Raw genomic sequence first — 16,538 nt, forward strand, 5'->3', positions numbered from 1 at the left:
CGCCGCCCGCCCACGCCCTGGAGGCGACATGCCCACGTCCGCACCCGCCGTCGACCGCGCCGCCCAGCACGGCCGGCCGGTGGTCCCGTCCGCGTCCCGCTGGCGCCCGCTCGGCCTCGACGAGGTCCGCCTCGACGGCGGCTTCTGGGGCGAGCTGCAGCACCGGAACGCCACCGCGATGATCGCGCACACCGAGCGCTGGGTGGAGCGCATGGGCTGGGCCGCCAACTTCGACCTCGCCGCGGCCGGCACGCTGCCCGAGGGCCGCCGGGGCCGGGAGTTCTCCGACTCCGAGATCTACAAGCTGCTCGAGGCCATGTCCTGGGAGGTCGGCCGCACCGGCGACGCCGACCTCGACCGCCGGCTCCGCGCGCTGGCGTCGCGGGTCGCCGCCGCCCAGGAGCCCGACGGCTACATCTCGACGATGTTCGGCCGCCCCGGGCAGGGCGCGCGCTGGTCCGACCCGGAGTGGGGCCACGAGCTGTACTGCATCGGCCACCTGATCCAGGCCGGCGTCGCCCGCGCCCGGACCCACGGCGACGACGAGCTGGTGCAGGTCGCGATCCGGGCCGCCGACCACGTGTGCGAGGTCTTCGGGCCGGACGGCCGGCAGGGCGTCGACGGGCACCCGGAGATCGAGCCCGCGCTGGTCGAGCTCTACCGGCTCACCGGCGAGCGCCGGTACCTCGACCAGGCGCGGCTGTTCGTGGAGCGGCGCGGCCACGGCGTGCTGGACGACATCGAGCTCGGCCGGTCCTACTTCCAGGACGACGAGCCGGTGCGCGAGTCGACCACCCTCCGCGGGCACGCCGTCCGGGCGCTGTACCTCGCGGCGGGCGCCGCCGACCTCGCGGTCGAGGACGGCGACGCCGAGCTGCTCGGCGCGGTCACCCGCCAGGTGCGGTCCGCGCTCGCCCGCCGCACCTACCTGACCGGCGGCATGGGCGCGCACCACGAGGGCGAGTCGTTCGGCCTCGACTTCGAGCTGCCGCCGGACCGCGCCTACGCCGAGACCTGCGCCGGCATCGGGTCGGTCATGGCCAACCACCGGTTGCTGCTGCAGTCCGGCGACGCCCGGCACGCCGACGCCGTCGAGCGCACGCTGTACAACGTGCTCGCCGCGTCGCCGTCGGCGGAGGGGACCGCGTTCTTCTACACGAACCCGCTGCAGCAGCGGGTGCCCGGCGAGGTGCCGGACCCGGACGTGGCGAGCCCGCGCGCCGCCGCCAGCCTGCGGGCGCCGTGGTTCCACGTGTCCTGCTGCCCGACGAACGTGACGCGCACCGTCGCGTCGCTCGCGGCCTACGTCGCGAGCGTCGACGACGCCGGGGTGCAGCTGCACCAGTACGCCGCGGGCACGGTGGCGGCGACGGTCGGCGGCGAGCCCGTCCGGCTGCGGGTCGAGACCGGCTACCCGCACGACGGCCGTGTCGTCGTCGCGGTCGAGGAGGCGCCGGCGGCGTGGACGCTGACGCTGCGGGTCCCGGCCTGGGCCGCGGGCGCGACGGTCGACGCGGGGGACGGGCCGCGCGCCGCCGAGCCGGGGTACGTGGCCGTGGCCGGGCCCGCCGCCGGCGGCCGGGTCGTGCTGGACCTGCCCGTGGCCCCGCGGTTCACCGTCGCCGACCCGCGGGTCGACGCGGTCCGCGGTCAGGTCGCCGTCGAGGCGGGGCCGCTCGTGTACGCGGTGGAGTCCGTCGACCTCGGTGCCGACGTCGCGCAGGTCCGGGTCGACGCGGGCGCCGCGCCCGAGGTGCGGGACGGGGTGGTGACCGTGCGGGCCCGGACGGTGGCCGTGCCCGAGGAGGACTGGCCGTACGGCGGCCGGCCGGCCGAGGGCGACGCGGACGAGCCGCGCGACGTGCCGCTGGTGGCCTACCACGCGTGGGGCAACCGGGGGCCGTCGACGATGCGGGTGTGGCTGCCGGTGGGTTGACCGCGGGGCGCGACGCCCGTGAGGCCCGCACGAGCCCGGCTCATCCCGGGCGGGTGGCGCCGCGCCGCGAGCCGCCTCGCTACCGTCGGCCGCGTGTCCGCCACCGGCTCGACCGACGTCGTCGCGGCCGTCCCCGCGCGGGACCTGGCCCGGCTGACGCTGCTGGGTGCGCTCGTCGGGCTGCCGGCGGGGCTGGTGGCGTTCGCGTTCGTCGGGGCGGTGCACCTGCTGCAGGAGCTGCTGTGGACCGACCTCCCCGAGGCGCTCGGCGCCGACGAGCCGCCCTGGTACCTGCTGCTCGGGCTGCCGGTGGTCGGGGCGTTGCTGGTCGCGGCCGCGCGGCGGCTGCCCGGGGACGGCGGGCACTCCCCGGTCGACGGCCTGAGCATGGAGCCGCTGCCGCCGGTCGCCGCCGGCAGCGTGGCGCTCGCGGCGCTGGCCAGCCTCGGGTTCGGCGTGGTGCTCGGTCCCGAGGCGCCGCTGATGGCGCTCGGCTCGATCGTCGGGGTGTGGGTGACGCGGTGGACCGGGGTCACCGGCCGGGCGCGCGGGCTGCTCGGGGTGTCGGGCGCGTCCGGGGCGATGTCGACGCTGTTCGGCGGGCCGCTGGTCGCCGGGATCATGCTGCTCGAGGCCGGCGCGGGCGCGCTCACCGCGGTGACGCTGCTGCCCCCGCTGGCCGCGGCCGCGGTCGCGTACGTGCTGGTCACCGGGTTCGGCGACTGGACGGGGCTGCCGATGGCCGGGCTCGCGGTGCCGGACCTGCCCGAGTACGACCGGGTGCGCCCCGGGTCGCTGGTGCTGGCGCTCGTCGTCGGCGTGGCCGCGGCGCTGCTGGTCACGGGGGTGCGCCGCCTCGCCCGGGCGGTGCAGGCGACCGAGCCGCGCGTCGGCCGCGTGCCGCTGCTGCTCGTGTCCGGGCTGGGCGTCGGGGTGCTCGCGCTGGCGGCGGAGGCGCTCGGTGCCGACCCCCGCGACGTGCTGTTCTCCGGGCAGTCGTCCGTCCCGGCGCTGGTGTCCGAGTCGTCGGTCGGCGTCGTGCTGGTGCTCGTCGTGGCCAAGGCGCTGGCCTACGGCATCACGATGGGCGGCGGGTTCCGCGGCGGGCCGATCTTCCCGGCGATCTTCCTCGGGGTGGGCCTGGCGTCGGTCGCGGTAGCCGCCCTGGACGTGTCGCCGACGCTCGCGGTGGCGGTCGGGACGGCGGCCGGGATGGCCGCGACGAGCCGGCTGCTGCTGTCGGCGGTGATGTTCTCCGCGCTGCTCGTCGGGCGCGCCGGCCTGGACACGGCGCCCGCGGCGGTGATCGCGGCGGCCGCGGCGCTGCTGACCGTCCGGCTGCTGGACCGGCCGCGCCCGGCCTGAGCTGACGGGACCGGGCCGGGCGGCGGGCCGGTCCGGGCCGGAGACGGGTGGAGCGCCCTGCCCTGACACGCCGGGCGTGTCGGGCAGGACGCTCCACTCGGGGGGTCGTGCGGGGTCGAGACGGGTCAGGCGCGGTGCGCCGGCTCGCCCTCCGACGGCACGCCCTCGTCGGGGTCGGCCGACGTGCGGTGCAGCGGGTGCGGGTGGCTGCGCTCGAGCGAGGCGCCCTCCACGTCGACGTCCGGCAGGATCCGGTCGAGCCACTTCGGGATCCACCAGGCCCACCTCCCGGCCAGGTGCATGACGGCCGGGATCAGCAGCATGCGGACCACGAACGCGTCGAGCAGCACGCCGAACGCGAGGCCGAAGCCGAGCGGCCGGATGATCGACGACTCCGCGAAGATGAAGCCGGCGAACACCGACGCCATGATGATCGCCGCCGCGGTGACGACGACCCGGCCGGCGTGCAGGCCGCGCCGGACCGCCACCCGCGGGTCGACCCCGTGGGCGTACGCCTCGCGCATCCCGGACACCAGGAACAGCTGGTAGTCCATCGCGAGGCCGAACAGCACGCCGGTGACGATGATCGGGAGGAAGCTGAGCACCGGGCTGGGGTCGTGCACCCCGAACACCGAGCCGAGCCAGCCCCACTGGTAGATCGCGACGACGCCGCCGAACCCGGCGAACAGCGACATCACGAAGCCGAGCGTCGCGGTGACCGGCACGAAGATCGACCGGAACACGATGATGAGGATGATCAGCGACAGGCCGACGACGATCGCCAGGTAGCCCGGCAGCACGTCGGACAGCTTCTCGGAGACGTCGATGTTGGCGCTCGCGGTGCCGGCCACGCCGAGCTCCACGTCGCCCTCGATCGGGGACGAGTCGCGCAGCGCGTGCACCAGGGCCTCGGTCGACTCGCTGTTCGGGCCCTCCGTCGGGACGACCTGGAACGCGAGCATCGTGCCGGCCTCGTTCGAGCCGATCGGCGCGACCGCCACGACGTCGTCGTGCGACGCGAGCTCGGTGCCGATCCGGACCTGCTCGGCGGTCAGGTCGTCCTCGGAGACGGCGTCCGGCAGGTTCGCGACGACCAGCAGCGGGCCGTTGACGCCGGCGCCGAACTTGTCCGCCGTGATCTCGTACGCGCGGTACTGGGTGGACTCCGGCGACTCCGAGGAGCCGTCCGGCAGGCCGAGCCGCATCGACAGGGCCGGGATGGCGATGACGAGCAGTGCCGCCACGCCGGCGACCAGCGTGAGGACCGCGCGGGAGGTCGTCATCGGGGTGGTCGGGACGGGCTCCGGCTCCTCGTGGCCGACCGTGGCGCGCTGCTTCTTCGGCAGCACCTTCAGACCGATGCGGGACAGCAGCGCGGGGGTCAGCGTGATCGCGATGAGGATGGCGACCAGGATGCAGATGGCGCCGACGGTGCCCATGAGGCCGAGGAACGGGATGCCGGTGACGTTGAGCGCCAGCAGCGCGACCAGGACCGTGGTGCCGGCGAACACGACCGCGTTGCCCGCGGTGCCGTTGGCCAGGCCGATGGACTCCTCGAGCTCGACCCCGTCGCGCAGCTGGCGCCGGTGCCGGTTGAGGATGAACAGCGAGTAGTCGATGCCGACCGCCAGGCCGAGCATGATGCCGAGCACCGGGGTCACGGACAGCATCTCGACCGCGCCGGACAGGGCGAGCGACGCGACCGCGCCGATGCCCACGCCGACGAGCGCGGACAGGATGGGCAGGCCGGCGGCGACCAGCGAGCCGAGCATGACCAGCAGCACGATGCCGGCGACGACCACGCCGATGACCTCGCCCGGGCCGAGGACGCTCGGGATCTCCTGGGTGAGGTCGGACGACAGCTCGACGTCCACGCCCTGCAGGTCCGCGGACTCCAGGGCGTCGACCACGGCCTCCTTGGTCTCCGGGGCGATCTCGAACTGCGAGTCCTCGAACGCGATGGTGCCGACCGCGGCGGTGCCATCCTCGGAGACGAGGCGGATGCCGGACGACAGCTCCAGCAGCTGGGCGCCGGCCTCGAGCTGGGCGCTCTGCGTCTCCAGCTCGGCGAGGCCGTCGGTGACCTGCTGCGCCTGCGCGTCGAGCGCCGCCTGCTGCGCGTCGAGCTCGGCCTGACCGGCGTCGAGCTGCGGCTGCACCGCGGCGAGCGCGCCCGCGGCCTCGGCCTGGGCGCGCTGCGTGTCGAGCTGGGCCTGCGCGGCGTCGATCTGCTGCTGGCCGGCGTCGATCTGGGCCTGGCCGGCCTCGAGCTGGGCGCGGCCCTGCTCGATCTGGTCCCGGCCGGAGGTGACCTGGGCCTGCTGCTCCTCGAGCTGCGCGGTGGTCTGGAACGGGTCGGTGGCGCCGCTGACGCCGTCGACGTCCGTCAGGCCGGCCAGCGCGTCGCTGATCGCGGTCTGCTGCGCGTCGGTGAACGGGGCGTCGTCGGCGGTGTGGAACACCACGGTGCCGCTGCCGCCGCTCGCGGCGGGGAACTCGTCGGCCAGCTGCTCGGTCACGCGCTCGGTGGCGGTGCCGGGGATGGTGACGGCGGAGGTGAGCTGGCCGCCGAACGCGAAGTACGCGCCGACGGCGAGGGCGAGCACGACGACCCAGGCCGTCACGACGGCCCAGGCGCGGCGGGCCGAGAAGCGCCCGATGCGGTAGAGGAGTCCTGCCATGATCCCTGTTCTCTCGGTGGCGGTGGGAGTGCGGGGCGTCAGTGCTCCGGCATGTACCCGGCTCGGACGCTGTGGATGAGCCGGTCGACGAGGGCGTCCCACTGCGCGCGGGCGTCCGGGGCGGCGGGGTCGGTGGTGGTGACCCAGTGCAGCGCGATCACGGCCACGCCGTGCACCAGGGACGAGACGAGCAGCCGGACGTCCAGCAGCTCGGCCCGGGGGTAGCGGCGCACCAGCTCGGCCGACAGGTGGTCGGCGACCCGGGAGAACGCCTCCTCGGCGAGCATCTGGGCGCGCGGGTCGTCGCCCTCCGCGAGCGGGCCGAGGGCACCGGCGAGGTAGGTGATCGCGGGCGGCAGGTCGGCGCCCCGGAGGGTCTGGGCGAGCTCGTCGAACATCGACGCGCGGGTGCCGTCGCCGACGGGGGTGGCGCTCGCGACGGCCTGGACCTGGTCGATGACCTGGCCGAGCCGCTCAGTGCACGTCGAGAGCACGACGTCCTCGAGCGAGCCGAAGTGGTTGAACACCGTCCGCCGGGAGACGTCGGCGCGCTCGGCGAGCTCGTCGACGGTGAACTGCGCCGCACCGCGCTCCGCGATCAGGGCGTCGGCGGCGTCGAGGATGGCGCGCCGGGACCGCGCCTTGAGCGCCGCCCGCCGGTCGGTCCCCGCCGTCTCGATCACCACGACGACGACCGTAGGCACGTGGGTGCACTCTGTGCAACCGTGCACACGGTGCAATCCGGACGACTGTGGCTCAGGTCACGAGGCCGGCCCGGTGCGCGAGCGCGGCGGCCTCGAGCCGCGTCCGGCAGCCGAGCTTCGCGAGCACGCGGCTGACGTGGGTCTTCGCGGTCGTCTCCGAGACGGTCAGCGCCTCGGCGAGCTGCTGGTTGGACCGGCCGCGGGCCAGCAGCACGAGCACCTCGCGCTCGCGGGCGGTGAGCAGGTCCACGCCCGGCGGCGGGTCGGACGGGGTGGGGGCGCCGTCGGCCGGTCCGGCGGGCGCGGACACCGAGGCCGCCAACACCCGCCGGGTCACCTCGGGCGCGAGGACGCCCTCGCCGGCCGCGACCCGGCGCACCGCGTCCACCAGCTCCGCCGCACCGACCGACTTGAGCAGGAAGCCGACCGCGCCCGCGCGCAGGACGCCGAACAGGTACTCGTCGAGGTCGAACGTCGTGAGCGCCACGACCGCGCCCAGGCCCTCGGCGACGATCCGGCGCGTCGCCTCGATGCCGTCCGTGCCGGGCATCCGGACGTCCATCAGCACCACGTCGGGCCGCAGGGCGCGTGCGTTCGCGACGGCGGCGGCCCCGTCGGCGGCCTCGCCGACGACCGTGACGTCCGCCGCCTGGTCGAGCATCAGGCGCAGGCCGGCGCGGATGGCGCCGTGGTCGTCGGCGAGCAGGACGCGGACGGTCACCGGACGGCCCCCGCTCGGGGCGCCTCGGGCGTCGCGCCGGCGATCCCACCCGCGCCGTCCAGCGGGAGCACCGCGCGCACCCGCCAGCGGTCGCCCTCGGGGCCGGCGGTGACGTCGCCGCCGAGCGAGCGCGCGCGCTCGCGCATGGTGAGCAGCCCGGTCGCCGAGCCGAGCGCGGCCGGTCCCGGCTGCGCCGGCCCGAGCGCGCTCAGCACCTCGACCTCCAGCGCCGCGTCGTCGGCCGACACCCGGACGTCCACCCGCCCGCCGGCCGCCCCGTGCGCGGCGGCGTTGCGCAGCGCCTCGCCGGCGATCCGGTACGCCGCCTGGTCGACGACCGCCGGGAGCGGCGGGTGCGGGGGAGCGGACACCCGCACGTCGAGGCCGCGGTCCCGGGCGTCCGCGACGAGGTCGGCCAGCCGGTCCAGCCCGGCCGCCGCGCCCGCGGGCGGGTCCCCGCCGCCCCCGCGCAGCACGAGCACCATCGACCGCATCTCGGCGAGCGACGCGATCGCCTCGGTCCGGACGGCGCCGAGGGCGGCCCGGTCCCGGTCGGCGTCGGGCGCCCCGGCGAGCGCCGCCTCCGCGTGGATCGCGATCGCCGAGAGCCGGGACGCGACCACGTCGTGCAGGTCGCGGGCCATCGCGGCGCGCTCCTCGCGGACGGCGGCGTCCCGGTCGAGGTCGGCGATCCGCTCGACGTCGGCGGCGTGCGCCCGCGCGAGGTCGGCCTGCCGCCGCTCGAGCGCCGCGCGCCGCGCCTCGAACGCGGCCGACTCGGTCCGGCTGCGCACGTCCGCCGCCCACCAGAGCGGCGTGACCAGCACCGCGGCGGCGAGCAGCAGCGCCTGGGCGGCGTCGCGGAGGTCGCCTCCGAGGACGCCGCCCGCCACCGCCGCCGCGGCCGTGAGCACGGCGACCGCGGCCACGAGCCCCCCGCGGCCCCGCGCCGGCAGGTGCACCCCGGCCGAGTACAGCGCGTCCCACAGCACCAGCAGCAGGCCCACGGAGCCTCCGACCGCCAGGCTGCCGGCGAACGCCGCCGTCGCGACCAGCAGGACCACCAGCGGGTGCCGGCGCTTGGCGGCGAGCGCCGCGCACCCCACCAGCAGCAGCCCCGCGTGCAGGGCGTCGGCGCCCGGGCCGTCGGCGGCCGGGGCGGTGCTGGTCACCCCGAGGCCGAGCAGCAGCAGCCCGACCCCCAGGTACACCAGGGCGACGCCGCGGTCGTCGAGCCGCGGCCACCGGGCGGGTCGGCGCAGGGGCATGCCACCATCCCAGCACGGGCGTCCTGCGGGCGGGTCCTCCGAACGGACGACGGCACGCGACGGGATCGTGCGGACGGCCGACGACCGCGCGCGGGCCGCGCGGCGAGGCTGCCACCCATGGACGCCCTGAGCGAGAACCCCGTCGCCCTGCTCGTCGTCGCCTGCGAGGTCGCCTTCTGGGTGTTCCTCGCCGCGGCCGTCGTCGCCCGCTACGTGCTCCGCCGCCGGCGGCTGTCGACGGTGCTGCTGCTGTGCGAGCCGCTGCTCGAGGTCGTGCTGCTCGTCGCGACCGTCGGCGACCTGCTCCGGGGCAGCGAGGCCACCTGGACCCACGGGCTCGCGGCGCTCTACCTCGGCTTCACGGTGGCGTTCGGGAGGCGGACGGTGCACGCGGTCGACGGGTGGGTGGCGCACCGGTTCTTCGGCGGGCCCGAGCCGGTGCGGCCGCCGAAGCACGGGCCGGTGCGGGTCCGGTACGAGTGGGCGCTCTGGCTGCGGGTGCTGCTGGCCTGGGCGGTCGCGTGGGTGGTGCTCGGCGTGCTGCTCCTGGTGGCGTCCGGTGCGGGGGACGCGGCGGCGCAGCAGCGCGAGGTGCTGCTCGGCTGGGGCGCGCGCGCCACGGTGGTGCTGGTCGGGTGGCTGGTGTTCGGCCCGGTGTGGGAGACGCTGACGCCCGCGCGGCGCGAGGAGGAGCCCCGCGCGGGCGCCGCCGGTCAGCCCGCGAAGATCCGGCGGTAGGTCTCCGGCGGCAGCTTCGGGTTCCGGTGCTCGTCGCACAGGCCGTTGGTCTCCAGGCCGGTGTCGGTGAGCTGGGTGTAGCAGTAGCCCTGCAGCACGGTCGACGCCCGGACCGCGCCGACGATGTCCGCCAGCCGCGCCTCCAGGTCGTCCGCCGACCGCGCCTCGGAGTAGCCCCAGGACCCCTCGGGGGCGTCGGGTGCGTAGGACACGCCGCCGAACTCCGTCAGCAGCACCGGGACCGTCCCCGGTGCGGGCGCGGGCCCGCCGACCCACATCCGCCGCCCCGCCGGCCCGACCTCGTCGAGGGTCGCCGCGACCGCCGCCGCGTCGGCGTACCGCGGGCCGAGCACGGCGCCGGTGTCGGCGTAGTCGTGCACGGTCAGCAGGTCCGACGTCGTGTGCTCCCAGCCGTCGTTGGAGATGACCGGGCGCGTCGGGTCGAGCGCGCGGGTCAGGTCGGTGAGCGCCCGGGTGTACGCCTGCTGCGCGGGGTCGTGCGCGACGTGCTGCACGCCCCACGACTCGTTGAACGGCACCCACGCGATGATCGACGGGTGCGAGACGTCGCGGCGCACGAGGTCGAGCCACTCGCGGGTCAGCTGGGCGACGGCCTCGTCGCTGAACCGGTAGGCGCCGGCCGTCTCGGACCACACCGCCAGGCCGAGCACGTCGCACCAGTACAGGTAGCGGGGGTCCTCGACCTTCTGGTGCACCCGGACGGCGTTGAAGCCGAGGTCCTTGGTGAGCTGCACCTCGGCGCGAAGCGCGTCCGGGCTGGGCGGGGTCAGGTGCGACTCGGGCCAGTAGCCCTGCTCCAGCACGGACCGCAGGAAGAACGGCCGGTCGTTGAGCAGGAGCGTCCCGCCCTGCACCGCGACCGAGCGCAACCCGCAGTACGACTCCAGGCGGTCGAGCTCGGTGCCGTCCGCGGCCAGCAGCACGACCTCGGCGTCGAGGAGCACCGGGCTGTCCGGCGACCAGAGCAGCCGCTCGTACAGCTGGCCGTTGGCCTGCCGGGGGATCGCGACGCTCAGGTCCGCGACGGACCCCTCGACCGGGACCTCGGCGGCGCCCAGGTCCTCGCCGGCGCGGGTCAGCCGCACCCGGACCCGGGTGCCCGCCGGGGCGGTCGCGCGGAGCCGGACCTGGGCGGTCACCCGGCCGCCCGGGACGTCGGGGCGCCAGGCGACGTCCGCCACCGCCGTCGCCGGCACGCGCTCCAGCCAGACGGTGCGCCAGATGCCGGAGGTCCGGTGGTACCAGATCGCGTGCTGCTCGGGCTGCCAGTCCTGCTTGCCGCGCGGCTGCTCGACGTCGGTGCGGTCGTCGGTCGCGCGCACGACGACGACGTGCGCGTCCGCGGCGACGTCGGGGTCCAGCAGGTCGGTGACGTCGACGGTGAACGGCGTCTGGCCGCCCTCGTGCCGCACGGCGTGCTGGCCGTCGACCCACACGTCGGCCTCGTGGTCGACGGCGCCGAGGTGCAGCAGCAGCCGGTCGGCCCCCGGGCCCGCGCCCAGGTCGGCCGGGACCTCGAACGACCGCCGGTACCACAGCGCCGCGTGGTCGCCGTGGTCGCCGATCCCCGAGGCGGTGGACTCCGGCGGGAACGGGACGACGACCTCGCGGTCGAACCGCGCGGCTGCACCGACGGCGTGCCAGCGCTCGCGGAGGCCCGCGTCGGCGTCGTCGAACGCGAAGGCCCACGGGCCGTCGAGCGACCACCACCGGTCCGGGCGGACCAGCTGGGGGCGGGGGTGCAGGCCGCGGTCGGCTGCGGACGTCGTCGTCATGGCGGTCCTTCGTTCGGCGGGAGGGCTGGCCGGGTCGCGCACCGCCATGTTGCCACGTGGCAAAGCCCGCCGTCACGCCGCGCCGCGAGCGTGTCGGGGCAGCGTGCCGGGGCGGCGGGCGGGGGCGCGTGTGGCCGTCAGGAGACGGCGGTGGACTCCCGGCCGACGACCGCGTGCGGCACCGTCACGTCCTGCGCCGGCCCGGCCGCGTCGGCGAGCTGCACCCGCGTGACCAGCCGGCCGACGGCCGCCCGGGCGATCGCGTCCCGGTCGGGTCGCACCGAGGACAGCGACGGCGTGGCGAACCGGGCCTCCTCGACGTCGTCGAACCCCATGAGCGCGACGTCCTCGGGCACCCGGACGCCGCGGGTGAGGCACGCGCGCAGCGCGCCGGCCGCGAGGACGTCGGTGAAGCAGAACACCGCGTCGGGGCGGGGGTCGGCGTCCAGCAGCGCCGACATGGCGTCGAACCCCCAGGACCGCTCGTAGGCGTCGACGTACCGCATGAGCCGCGGGTCGGCGGCCAGCCCGGCGTCCTCGAGCGCGAGCCGGTAGCCCGCCTCCCGCTGCCGGCCGGTGCGCGCGGCCGGCCCCGGCTCGAGCCCGATCGCGGCGATCCGCCGCCGGCCCGACGCCACCAGGTGCGCCGTCGCGTCGCGGGCCGCGGCGACGTTGTCGATGTGCACGTGGTCGAACGACGTCGGCGCCGTCCGCTCGCCGAGCAGCACCACCGGCCGGTCCGGGTCCGCCGCGGCCAGGTCGTCCGGGGTCAGCGCCAGCGGGCTCAGCACCAGGCCGTCGAACAGCGCCCCCCGCGGGCCCCGGAGCAGCAGCTCGCGCTCGCGGTCGGGGTCGCCGTCCGTCTGGTCCACGACGACGGTGAACCCGGCGCCCGTCGCCTCGCGCACCACCGCCCGGGCGAGCTCGGCGAAGTACGGCTGGTCCAGGGCCGGCACGACCAGCCCCAGCAGTCCGGTGCGGCCGGTGCGCAGCGAGCGGGCGGCGGCGTTCGCGCGGTAGCCGAGCCGGTCGATCACGGACTGCACGTGCGCCCGGGTGCGCGGCGCGACGTGCGGGTACCCGGTGACGACGTTCGACACGGTGCGCGGGGACACGCCCGCCGCCCGGGCCACCTCCTGCAGCGTCACCGCCGCCCTGCGCGCCATGCGGGGCACCCTAGCCGGTGCCCTGCAGGCGCCGGCCCTGCTCTCCGCTCCCCGGTGCCCATGCGACACGGCGAGCGCCTACCCACGGGGTAGGCGCTCGCCGTGTCCGGTAGGCGCTCGGCGTCGCCGGAGGCGTCGGTAGGGTGCGGCTGTGCCGCCGAGCCCCACGCCGTCCGTCGCCGTCCCGTCGACGGCGGGGCCGGCCGTCGGGACCCCTCGTGCCGCGGCCGCCGCCGCGCTGCTCGCGCTCGGTGCCGTCGGGGTGGCCCAGGTCGCGACCGCGGCGGTGCTGCCGGCGCTGAGCCGGCAGCTCGGGCTGGCCGACTGGCAGGCCGGGGCGGTGACGTCGCTGTCCGCCGCGGTGGTGGTCCTGTCGAGCCCGTGGTGGGGGAGGCGCGCGGACCGGCGCGGCCCGCGGCCGGTGCTGCTGGCCGCCGTGCTGGCCGGGGCGCTCGGTGCGGGGGTCGTCGCCGCGGTGCTCGCGGCCGGCCCGTCGCACGCGGGCTGGGCCTGGCTGCTGCTGCTGCTCGCCCGGGGTCTGGGGATCGGGGCCGCCGTCGCCGCCGCCGGCCCGGCCGCCCAGGTGGTGCTCGTGGCCCGGTCCCGGACCGAGGCGGAGCGGGTCGGCTGGATCGCCCGGGCGGGCGCCGTCCGAGGGCTCGCGACCGCCGTCGGTGCCGGGCTCGCGGCCGCGCTCGCCGGGCTGGGCACCGCCGTGCCGGTGCTCGCGACGGTCGTCCTGCTCGTCGGGGCGGTCGTCGTCGTGCTCGCGTGCGGCCGACGGCTCGGCGGGCTCACCCCGGGCTCGGCCGGCCCCGACGGCCCCGCGCCCGCCCGGAGGGCCGACCTGCTCGGCGGGCTCGCGGTGCCGGGGGTGCGGGCGGCCGTCGTGGCCTCGGTGGCGGTGTTCCTCGCGCTGGCGCTGGTCCAGGGGAGCGTGGGCTTCCTGGTGCAGGACCGGTACGACCTCGGCCCGGCGCCGGCGACCGCGCTGACCGGCGGGCTCCTGCTCGTCGCGGGCCTCGGGTCGATGCTGACCCAGGGCCTGCTGGTGCCCCGGCTCCGCTGGGCGCCCTGGCGGCTCGTGCGGGTGGGGTCGGCCGTCGCCCTCGCCGCGCTCGCGGTCTACCTCGCGCCGGTCCCGGTGCCCGTGCTGGTCGCGGTCGCGGCGGTGTTCGGCGCCGCGGTGGGCGGCGCCGCGGCGGGGTGCACGTCGGCCGCGTCGGTCGCCGTCGGCCCCGGCAGCCAGGGCGACGTCGCCGGCCTCGTGAACGCGGGCAACGCCGCGACGTTCGTGCTCGGGCCGCTGGTCGCGACGTCGGCGTACGGCGTCCTGCCGGTGCTGCCCGCGGTGCTGGCGGTGGTGGTGGGCGCCGTGGCGCTGGTCGCCGCGGCCCGGAGCGGTCGGTGACCCGGGGGACCCCGGCCCCGCGCGGCGTGCCGCGGGTGCCGACCTGGGCGGTGCCGCGGCCGCGCCCGTCCGCCCTGCTCGACCCCGAGGCGTCGCTCCTGGTCGTGCACGGCCCCGCGGGTGCGGGCAAGACCCTGCTGCTGGCGTCGTGGGCGCGGGCGGGGGTGCCGGCGGACCGCGCGGTGCTCTGGCTGGACGCCGAGGCCGCGGGCCCGGACCCGTGGTCCGCGTTGCTGGACGAGGTGGTGGGCGCCGGCCTGCTGGACGACGGGCCCGCCGACGCCGCGCGGGCCGCCGTCCGACGCGGGGGACGGGCGGTCGCGGCCGAGGTGGCCCGGGCCCTGCGGACGATGTCGGCGCCGGCGCTGCTCGTGCTCGACGGGTACGAGGCGATCTCCGCCCCGCGCGTCGACGACGACCTGGTCGAGGTGCTCGCGGGGACGGACCTCCTGCACGTCGCGATCAGCACCCGGTCGGCGCAGCCCCGGCTGCTCGCGGCCGCCGCGCTCCGGCTCGACGTCGCGGTGCTCGGCCCGGACGACCTGCGCCTCGACGACGCCGAGGTGGCGGACGTGCTGGCGCGCGCCGCCCAGGACCCGGGCGCGGCGCACCGGGTGCGCGAGGCCGCCGGCGGGCTCGGGATGCTGGTGCGCACGGTCGCGCTGGCCGCGGCCGCCGGGACCGTCGACCTGCGCACGGCGTCGCACCGCGACCTCGTCGACGTGGCCGCGCGCGGGGTGCTGGCCGCGCTGGACCGCGCCCCCGCCGACGAGGCGTACCTGGCGGCGGCGCGCCGGTTCTCGGTCGCGGCGACCCTGCCCCCCGCCCTCGCCGACGCCCTCGCCGGGGAGGGCGCGGCGGCGCTCCTCGGGCGGCTCGAGCGCGACGGGCTCGGCGCGTGGGAGGAGCCGGCCGCGGTGCCGGGCGGCGCGCCCGGTGCGGCCGGGCCGGAGCTCCGGCTGACCCCGGTCGTCCGGGCCGCGCTGCGCGCCGACCTGGAGCGCGCCGAGCCCGGGGCCGTCGACGGGCTGCTCCGCGCCGTGGTCGCGTGGGGTCTGGACGCGGGCCGGTACTACCCCGCGGTGCACGCGGCGGCGGAGACCGGCGACGTCGACCTCGTGACGACGGTGGTCATGCGGGTCTGGGGCGCCGGCCAGCGGGCGAGCGCGGAGGACACGATCCGGGTGCTCGAGCGGCTGCCCCGGACGGCAGTCGCCGGGCGCCCGCCGCTCGCGCTGCTGCTCGCCCTGCTGCACAACACGCGCGCCGAGCACCGGGCCCGCGCGCTCGAGTGGTTCGCCGTCGCCGCGGGCGGGGCGGTGCTGCACCTGCCGCGGGCGACGACGGCCGAGCGGGCGGTGCTGCGCGCCGCGGAGAGCGTGGCGATGCGGCTGCTCGGCCGGGGCGGGCGCGCGCGGACGGCGGCGCTGGCGGCCGCCGAGCACCTCGCCGCGACGCCGCCCGGGACCGACGCGACGGTCGACGGGCTCCGGGGGCTGCTGCACCGCCAGCTCGGCACGTCCCTGCTCACCGCGGGCGACGTCGAGCGCGGCCTCGAGGTGGCTGCGGGCGGGCTGGCGCACGAGCGCACCGGCTCGCTCGGCGCGTTCACGGCGCAGGCGCTCGGGGCCGGGTTCCTCGCCGTGCAGGGGGACGTGGCGGGTGCCCGGGTGGCGACCGCGGCCGCAGCAGCGGCCGAGCCGCCCCGTCGCCCCGAGACGGCCTACCGGCGCTCGCCGCTCGACCTCGCCCGCGTGCACCTGGCCCTGGAGGACGGTGACCCGGCCGCGGCCGTGGCGCTGCTGGACGACCTGGCGGACGAGCTGCGGACGAACGAGTTCTGGCCGGCGTTCGCGGAGGCGCGCGCCACCGCCGACCTGCTCCTCGGGCACGCCGTCGCCGGCGAGGAGGTGCTCGCCTCGGCGCTGCACCGCGGTCGCCGCGCGCCCACGACGGCGTACTGGCGCGCCCGGCTCGCCGCGTCCCGGGCGGTGCTCGCCCTCGCCGCGGGCCAGCCCGAGCGCGGGCTGGCGCTGCTGGAGCCGGTCCGCGGCCCGCACGCCGCGGCCCGGGTGGCGCGCGGGCGGCTGCTGCTGTCCGTCGGGCGGCGTGACGAGGCGCGCGCCCTGCTGGCCGCGCCCGACCTGCCGGACGAGGGGCCCCGGCTGCGCGCCGCCCGGCGGTTCGTGCTGGCGGCCGCGACGGCGCCGGACCCCGGAGCGACGGGCGGCGCGGAGGCCGACGCGCACCGGGCGGTGGCGGCCCGCGCGCTGCGCGAGGCGTGCGCGGTGGTCGCGGCCGGCGGGTCGCGGACGGGCTGGCTGCTGGTCGGCCCGGCCGAGCGCGCGGCGCTCGCGGGTCTCGACGCGCCCGACGCCGCCACCGCGGGCGTGCTCGCCGACCTCGCCGCCCTACCCGCGCCGGTGCCGGACGCCGCACCGGGCGCGGGGCTCTCCGAGCGCGAGCTCGTCGTGCTCCGCGAGCTGGCCGGCGACGCCGGCCTGGCCGAGGTGGCCGCCCGGCTGCACGTCTCGCACAACACCGTGAAGTCCCAGGCGCGGACCGCCTACCGCAAGCTCGGGGTCCGCAGCCGAGCGGACGCCGTCGCCCGGCTCCGGGAGCTCGGCCTGCTCTGACCCGGTTCACCCCGGCTCTCACCTCCCCGCCCCCGGCCGGTCGCCCGATGCCCGATCCGCCGGACCAGGGCGCGCGACCCGCGCCCGCTCCGCCGGCGCAGTCGAGTGATGGGCAC

Annotated in this window: 11 protein-coding genes; 5 read left to right on the forward strand and 6 right to left on the reverse strand. The window is 77.9% G+C overall.

Features of this window, described 5'->3' with window-relative positions; translation table 11 throughout:
* Positions 1–28: 28 nt before the first annotated feature.
* Together G6556_RS01610 and G6556_RS01615 are read left to right on the forward strand one after the other, a co-directional pair.
* A complete protein-coding gene (locus G6556_RS01610) occupies positions 29–1,936 on the forward strand; it encodes a beta-L-arabinofuranosidase domain-containing protein (protein WP_166937987.1) in 1,908 nt (635 codons plus the stop codon).
* 93 nt (positions 1,937–2,029) lie between these two features.
* Positions 2,030–3,301, forward strand: a complete 1,272-nt coding sequence (locus tag G6556_RS01615; protein WP_166937989.1) for a chloride channel protein — start codon at positions 2,030–2,032, stop codon at positions 3,299–3,301.
* Positions 3,302–3,426: 125 nt separating this feature from the next.
* Here the strand turns inward: G6556_RS01615 and G6556_RS01620 are convergent, their stop codons facing one another.
* The 4 genes from G6556_RS01620 to G6556_RS01635 all read right to left on the reverse strand — a co-directional run bounded on the left by G6556_RS01620 (position 3,427) and on the right by G6556_RS01635 (position 8,675).
* Positions 3,427–5,982 carry an MMPL family transporter gene (locus G6556_RS01620; RefSeq protein ID WP_166937991.1) on the reverse strand — a complete coding sequence of 852 codons (2,556 nt, stop codon included), beginning with the start codon at positions 5,980–5,982 and terminating at the stop codon, positions 3,427–3,429.
* Between the two features lie 38 nt (positions 5,983–6,020).
* Complete coding sequence (locus G6556_RS01625; protein ID WP_166937993.1) at positions 6,021–6,668, reverse strand: TetR/AcrR family transcriptional regulator; 648 nt, start codon at positions 6,666–6,668, stop codon at positions 6,021–6,023.
* Positions 6,669–6,738: 70 nt separating this feature from the next.
* Positions 6,739–7,407 (reverse strand): response regulator transcription factor, encoded by a 669-nt coding sequence (locus tag G6556_RS01630; protein WP_166937995.1) that lies wholly within the window; start codon positions 7,405–7,407, stop codon positions 6,739–6,741.
* Positions 7,404–8,675, reverse strand: a complete 1,272-nt coding sequence (locus G6556_RS01635) for a histidine kinase (RefSeq protein ID WP_166937997.1) — start codon at positions 8,673–8,675, stop codon at positions 7,404–7,406. Before G6556_RS01635 ends, G6556_RS01630 begins: the two co-directional genes overlap by 4 nt.
* A gap of 117 nt (positions 8,676–8,792) precedes the next feature.
* On the opposite strand from G6556_RS01635, the gene G6556_RS01640 reads away from it, so the two are divergent.
* A complete protein-coding gene (locus G6556_RS01640; RefSeq protein ID WP_166937999.1) occupies positions 8,793–9,413 on the forward strand; it encodes a hypothetical protein in 621 nt (206 codons plus the stop codon).
* Here G6556_RS01640 and G6556_RS01645 read toward each other — a convergent pair.
* Positions 9,389–11,209 (reverse strand): glycoside hydrolase family 2 TIM barrel-domain containing protein, encoded by a 1,821-nt coding sequence (locus G6556_RS01645; RefSeq protein ID WP_166938001.1) that lies wholly within the window; start codon positions 11,207–11,209, stop codon positions 9,389–9,391. The two genes, G6556_RS01640 and G6556_RS01645, sit on opposite strands and share 25 nt — an antisense overlap.
* Positions 11,210–11,346: 137 nt before the next feature.
* Positions 11,347–12,375, reverse strand: coding sequence for a LacI family DNA-binding transcriptional regulator (locus G6556_RS01650; RefSeq protein ID WP_166938003.1), 1,029 nt, complete (start codon positions 12,373–12,375; stop codon positions 11,347–11,349).
* A 151-nt stretch (positions 12,376–12,526) separates the two neighbouring features.
* On the opposite strand from G6556_RS01650, the gene G6556_RS01655 reads away from it, so the two are divergent.
* Positions 12,527–13,786 carry an MFS transporter gene (locus tag G6556_RS01655; RefSeq protein WP_166938005.1) on the forward strand — a complete coding sequence of 420 codons (1,260 nt, stop codon included), beginning with the start codon at positions 12,527–12,529 and terminating at the stop codon, positions 13,784–13,786.
* The gene (locus G6556_RS20095; RefSeq protein WP_166938007.1) at positions 13,783–16,422 is read left to right on the forward strand and encodes a LuxR C-terminal-related transcriptional regulator; all 2,640 of its coding nucleotides are present in this window, start codon (positions 13,783–13,785) and stop codon (positions 16,420–16,422) included. The genes G6556_RS01655 and G6556_RS20095 overlap by 4 nt, the downstream gene beginning before the upstream one ends.
* The last annotated feature ends 116 nt before the right edge of the window (positions 16,423–16,538 follow it).

The sequence above is a fragment of the Cellulomonas sp. IC4_254 genome (assembly GCF_011603975.1).
Taxonomy (GTDB): Bacteria; Actinomycetota; Actinomycetes; order Actinomycetales; family Cellulomonadaceae; genus Cellulomonas.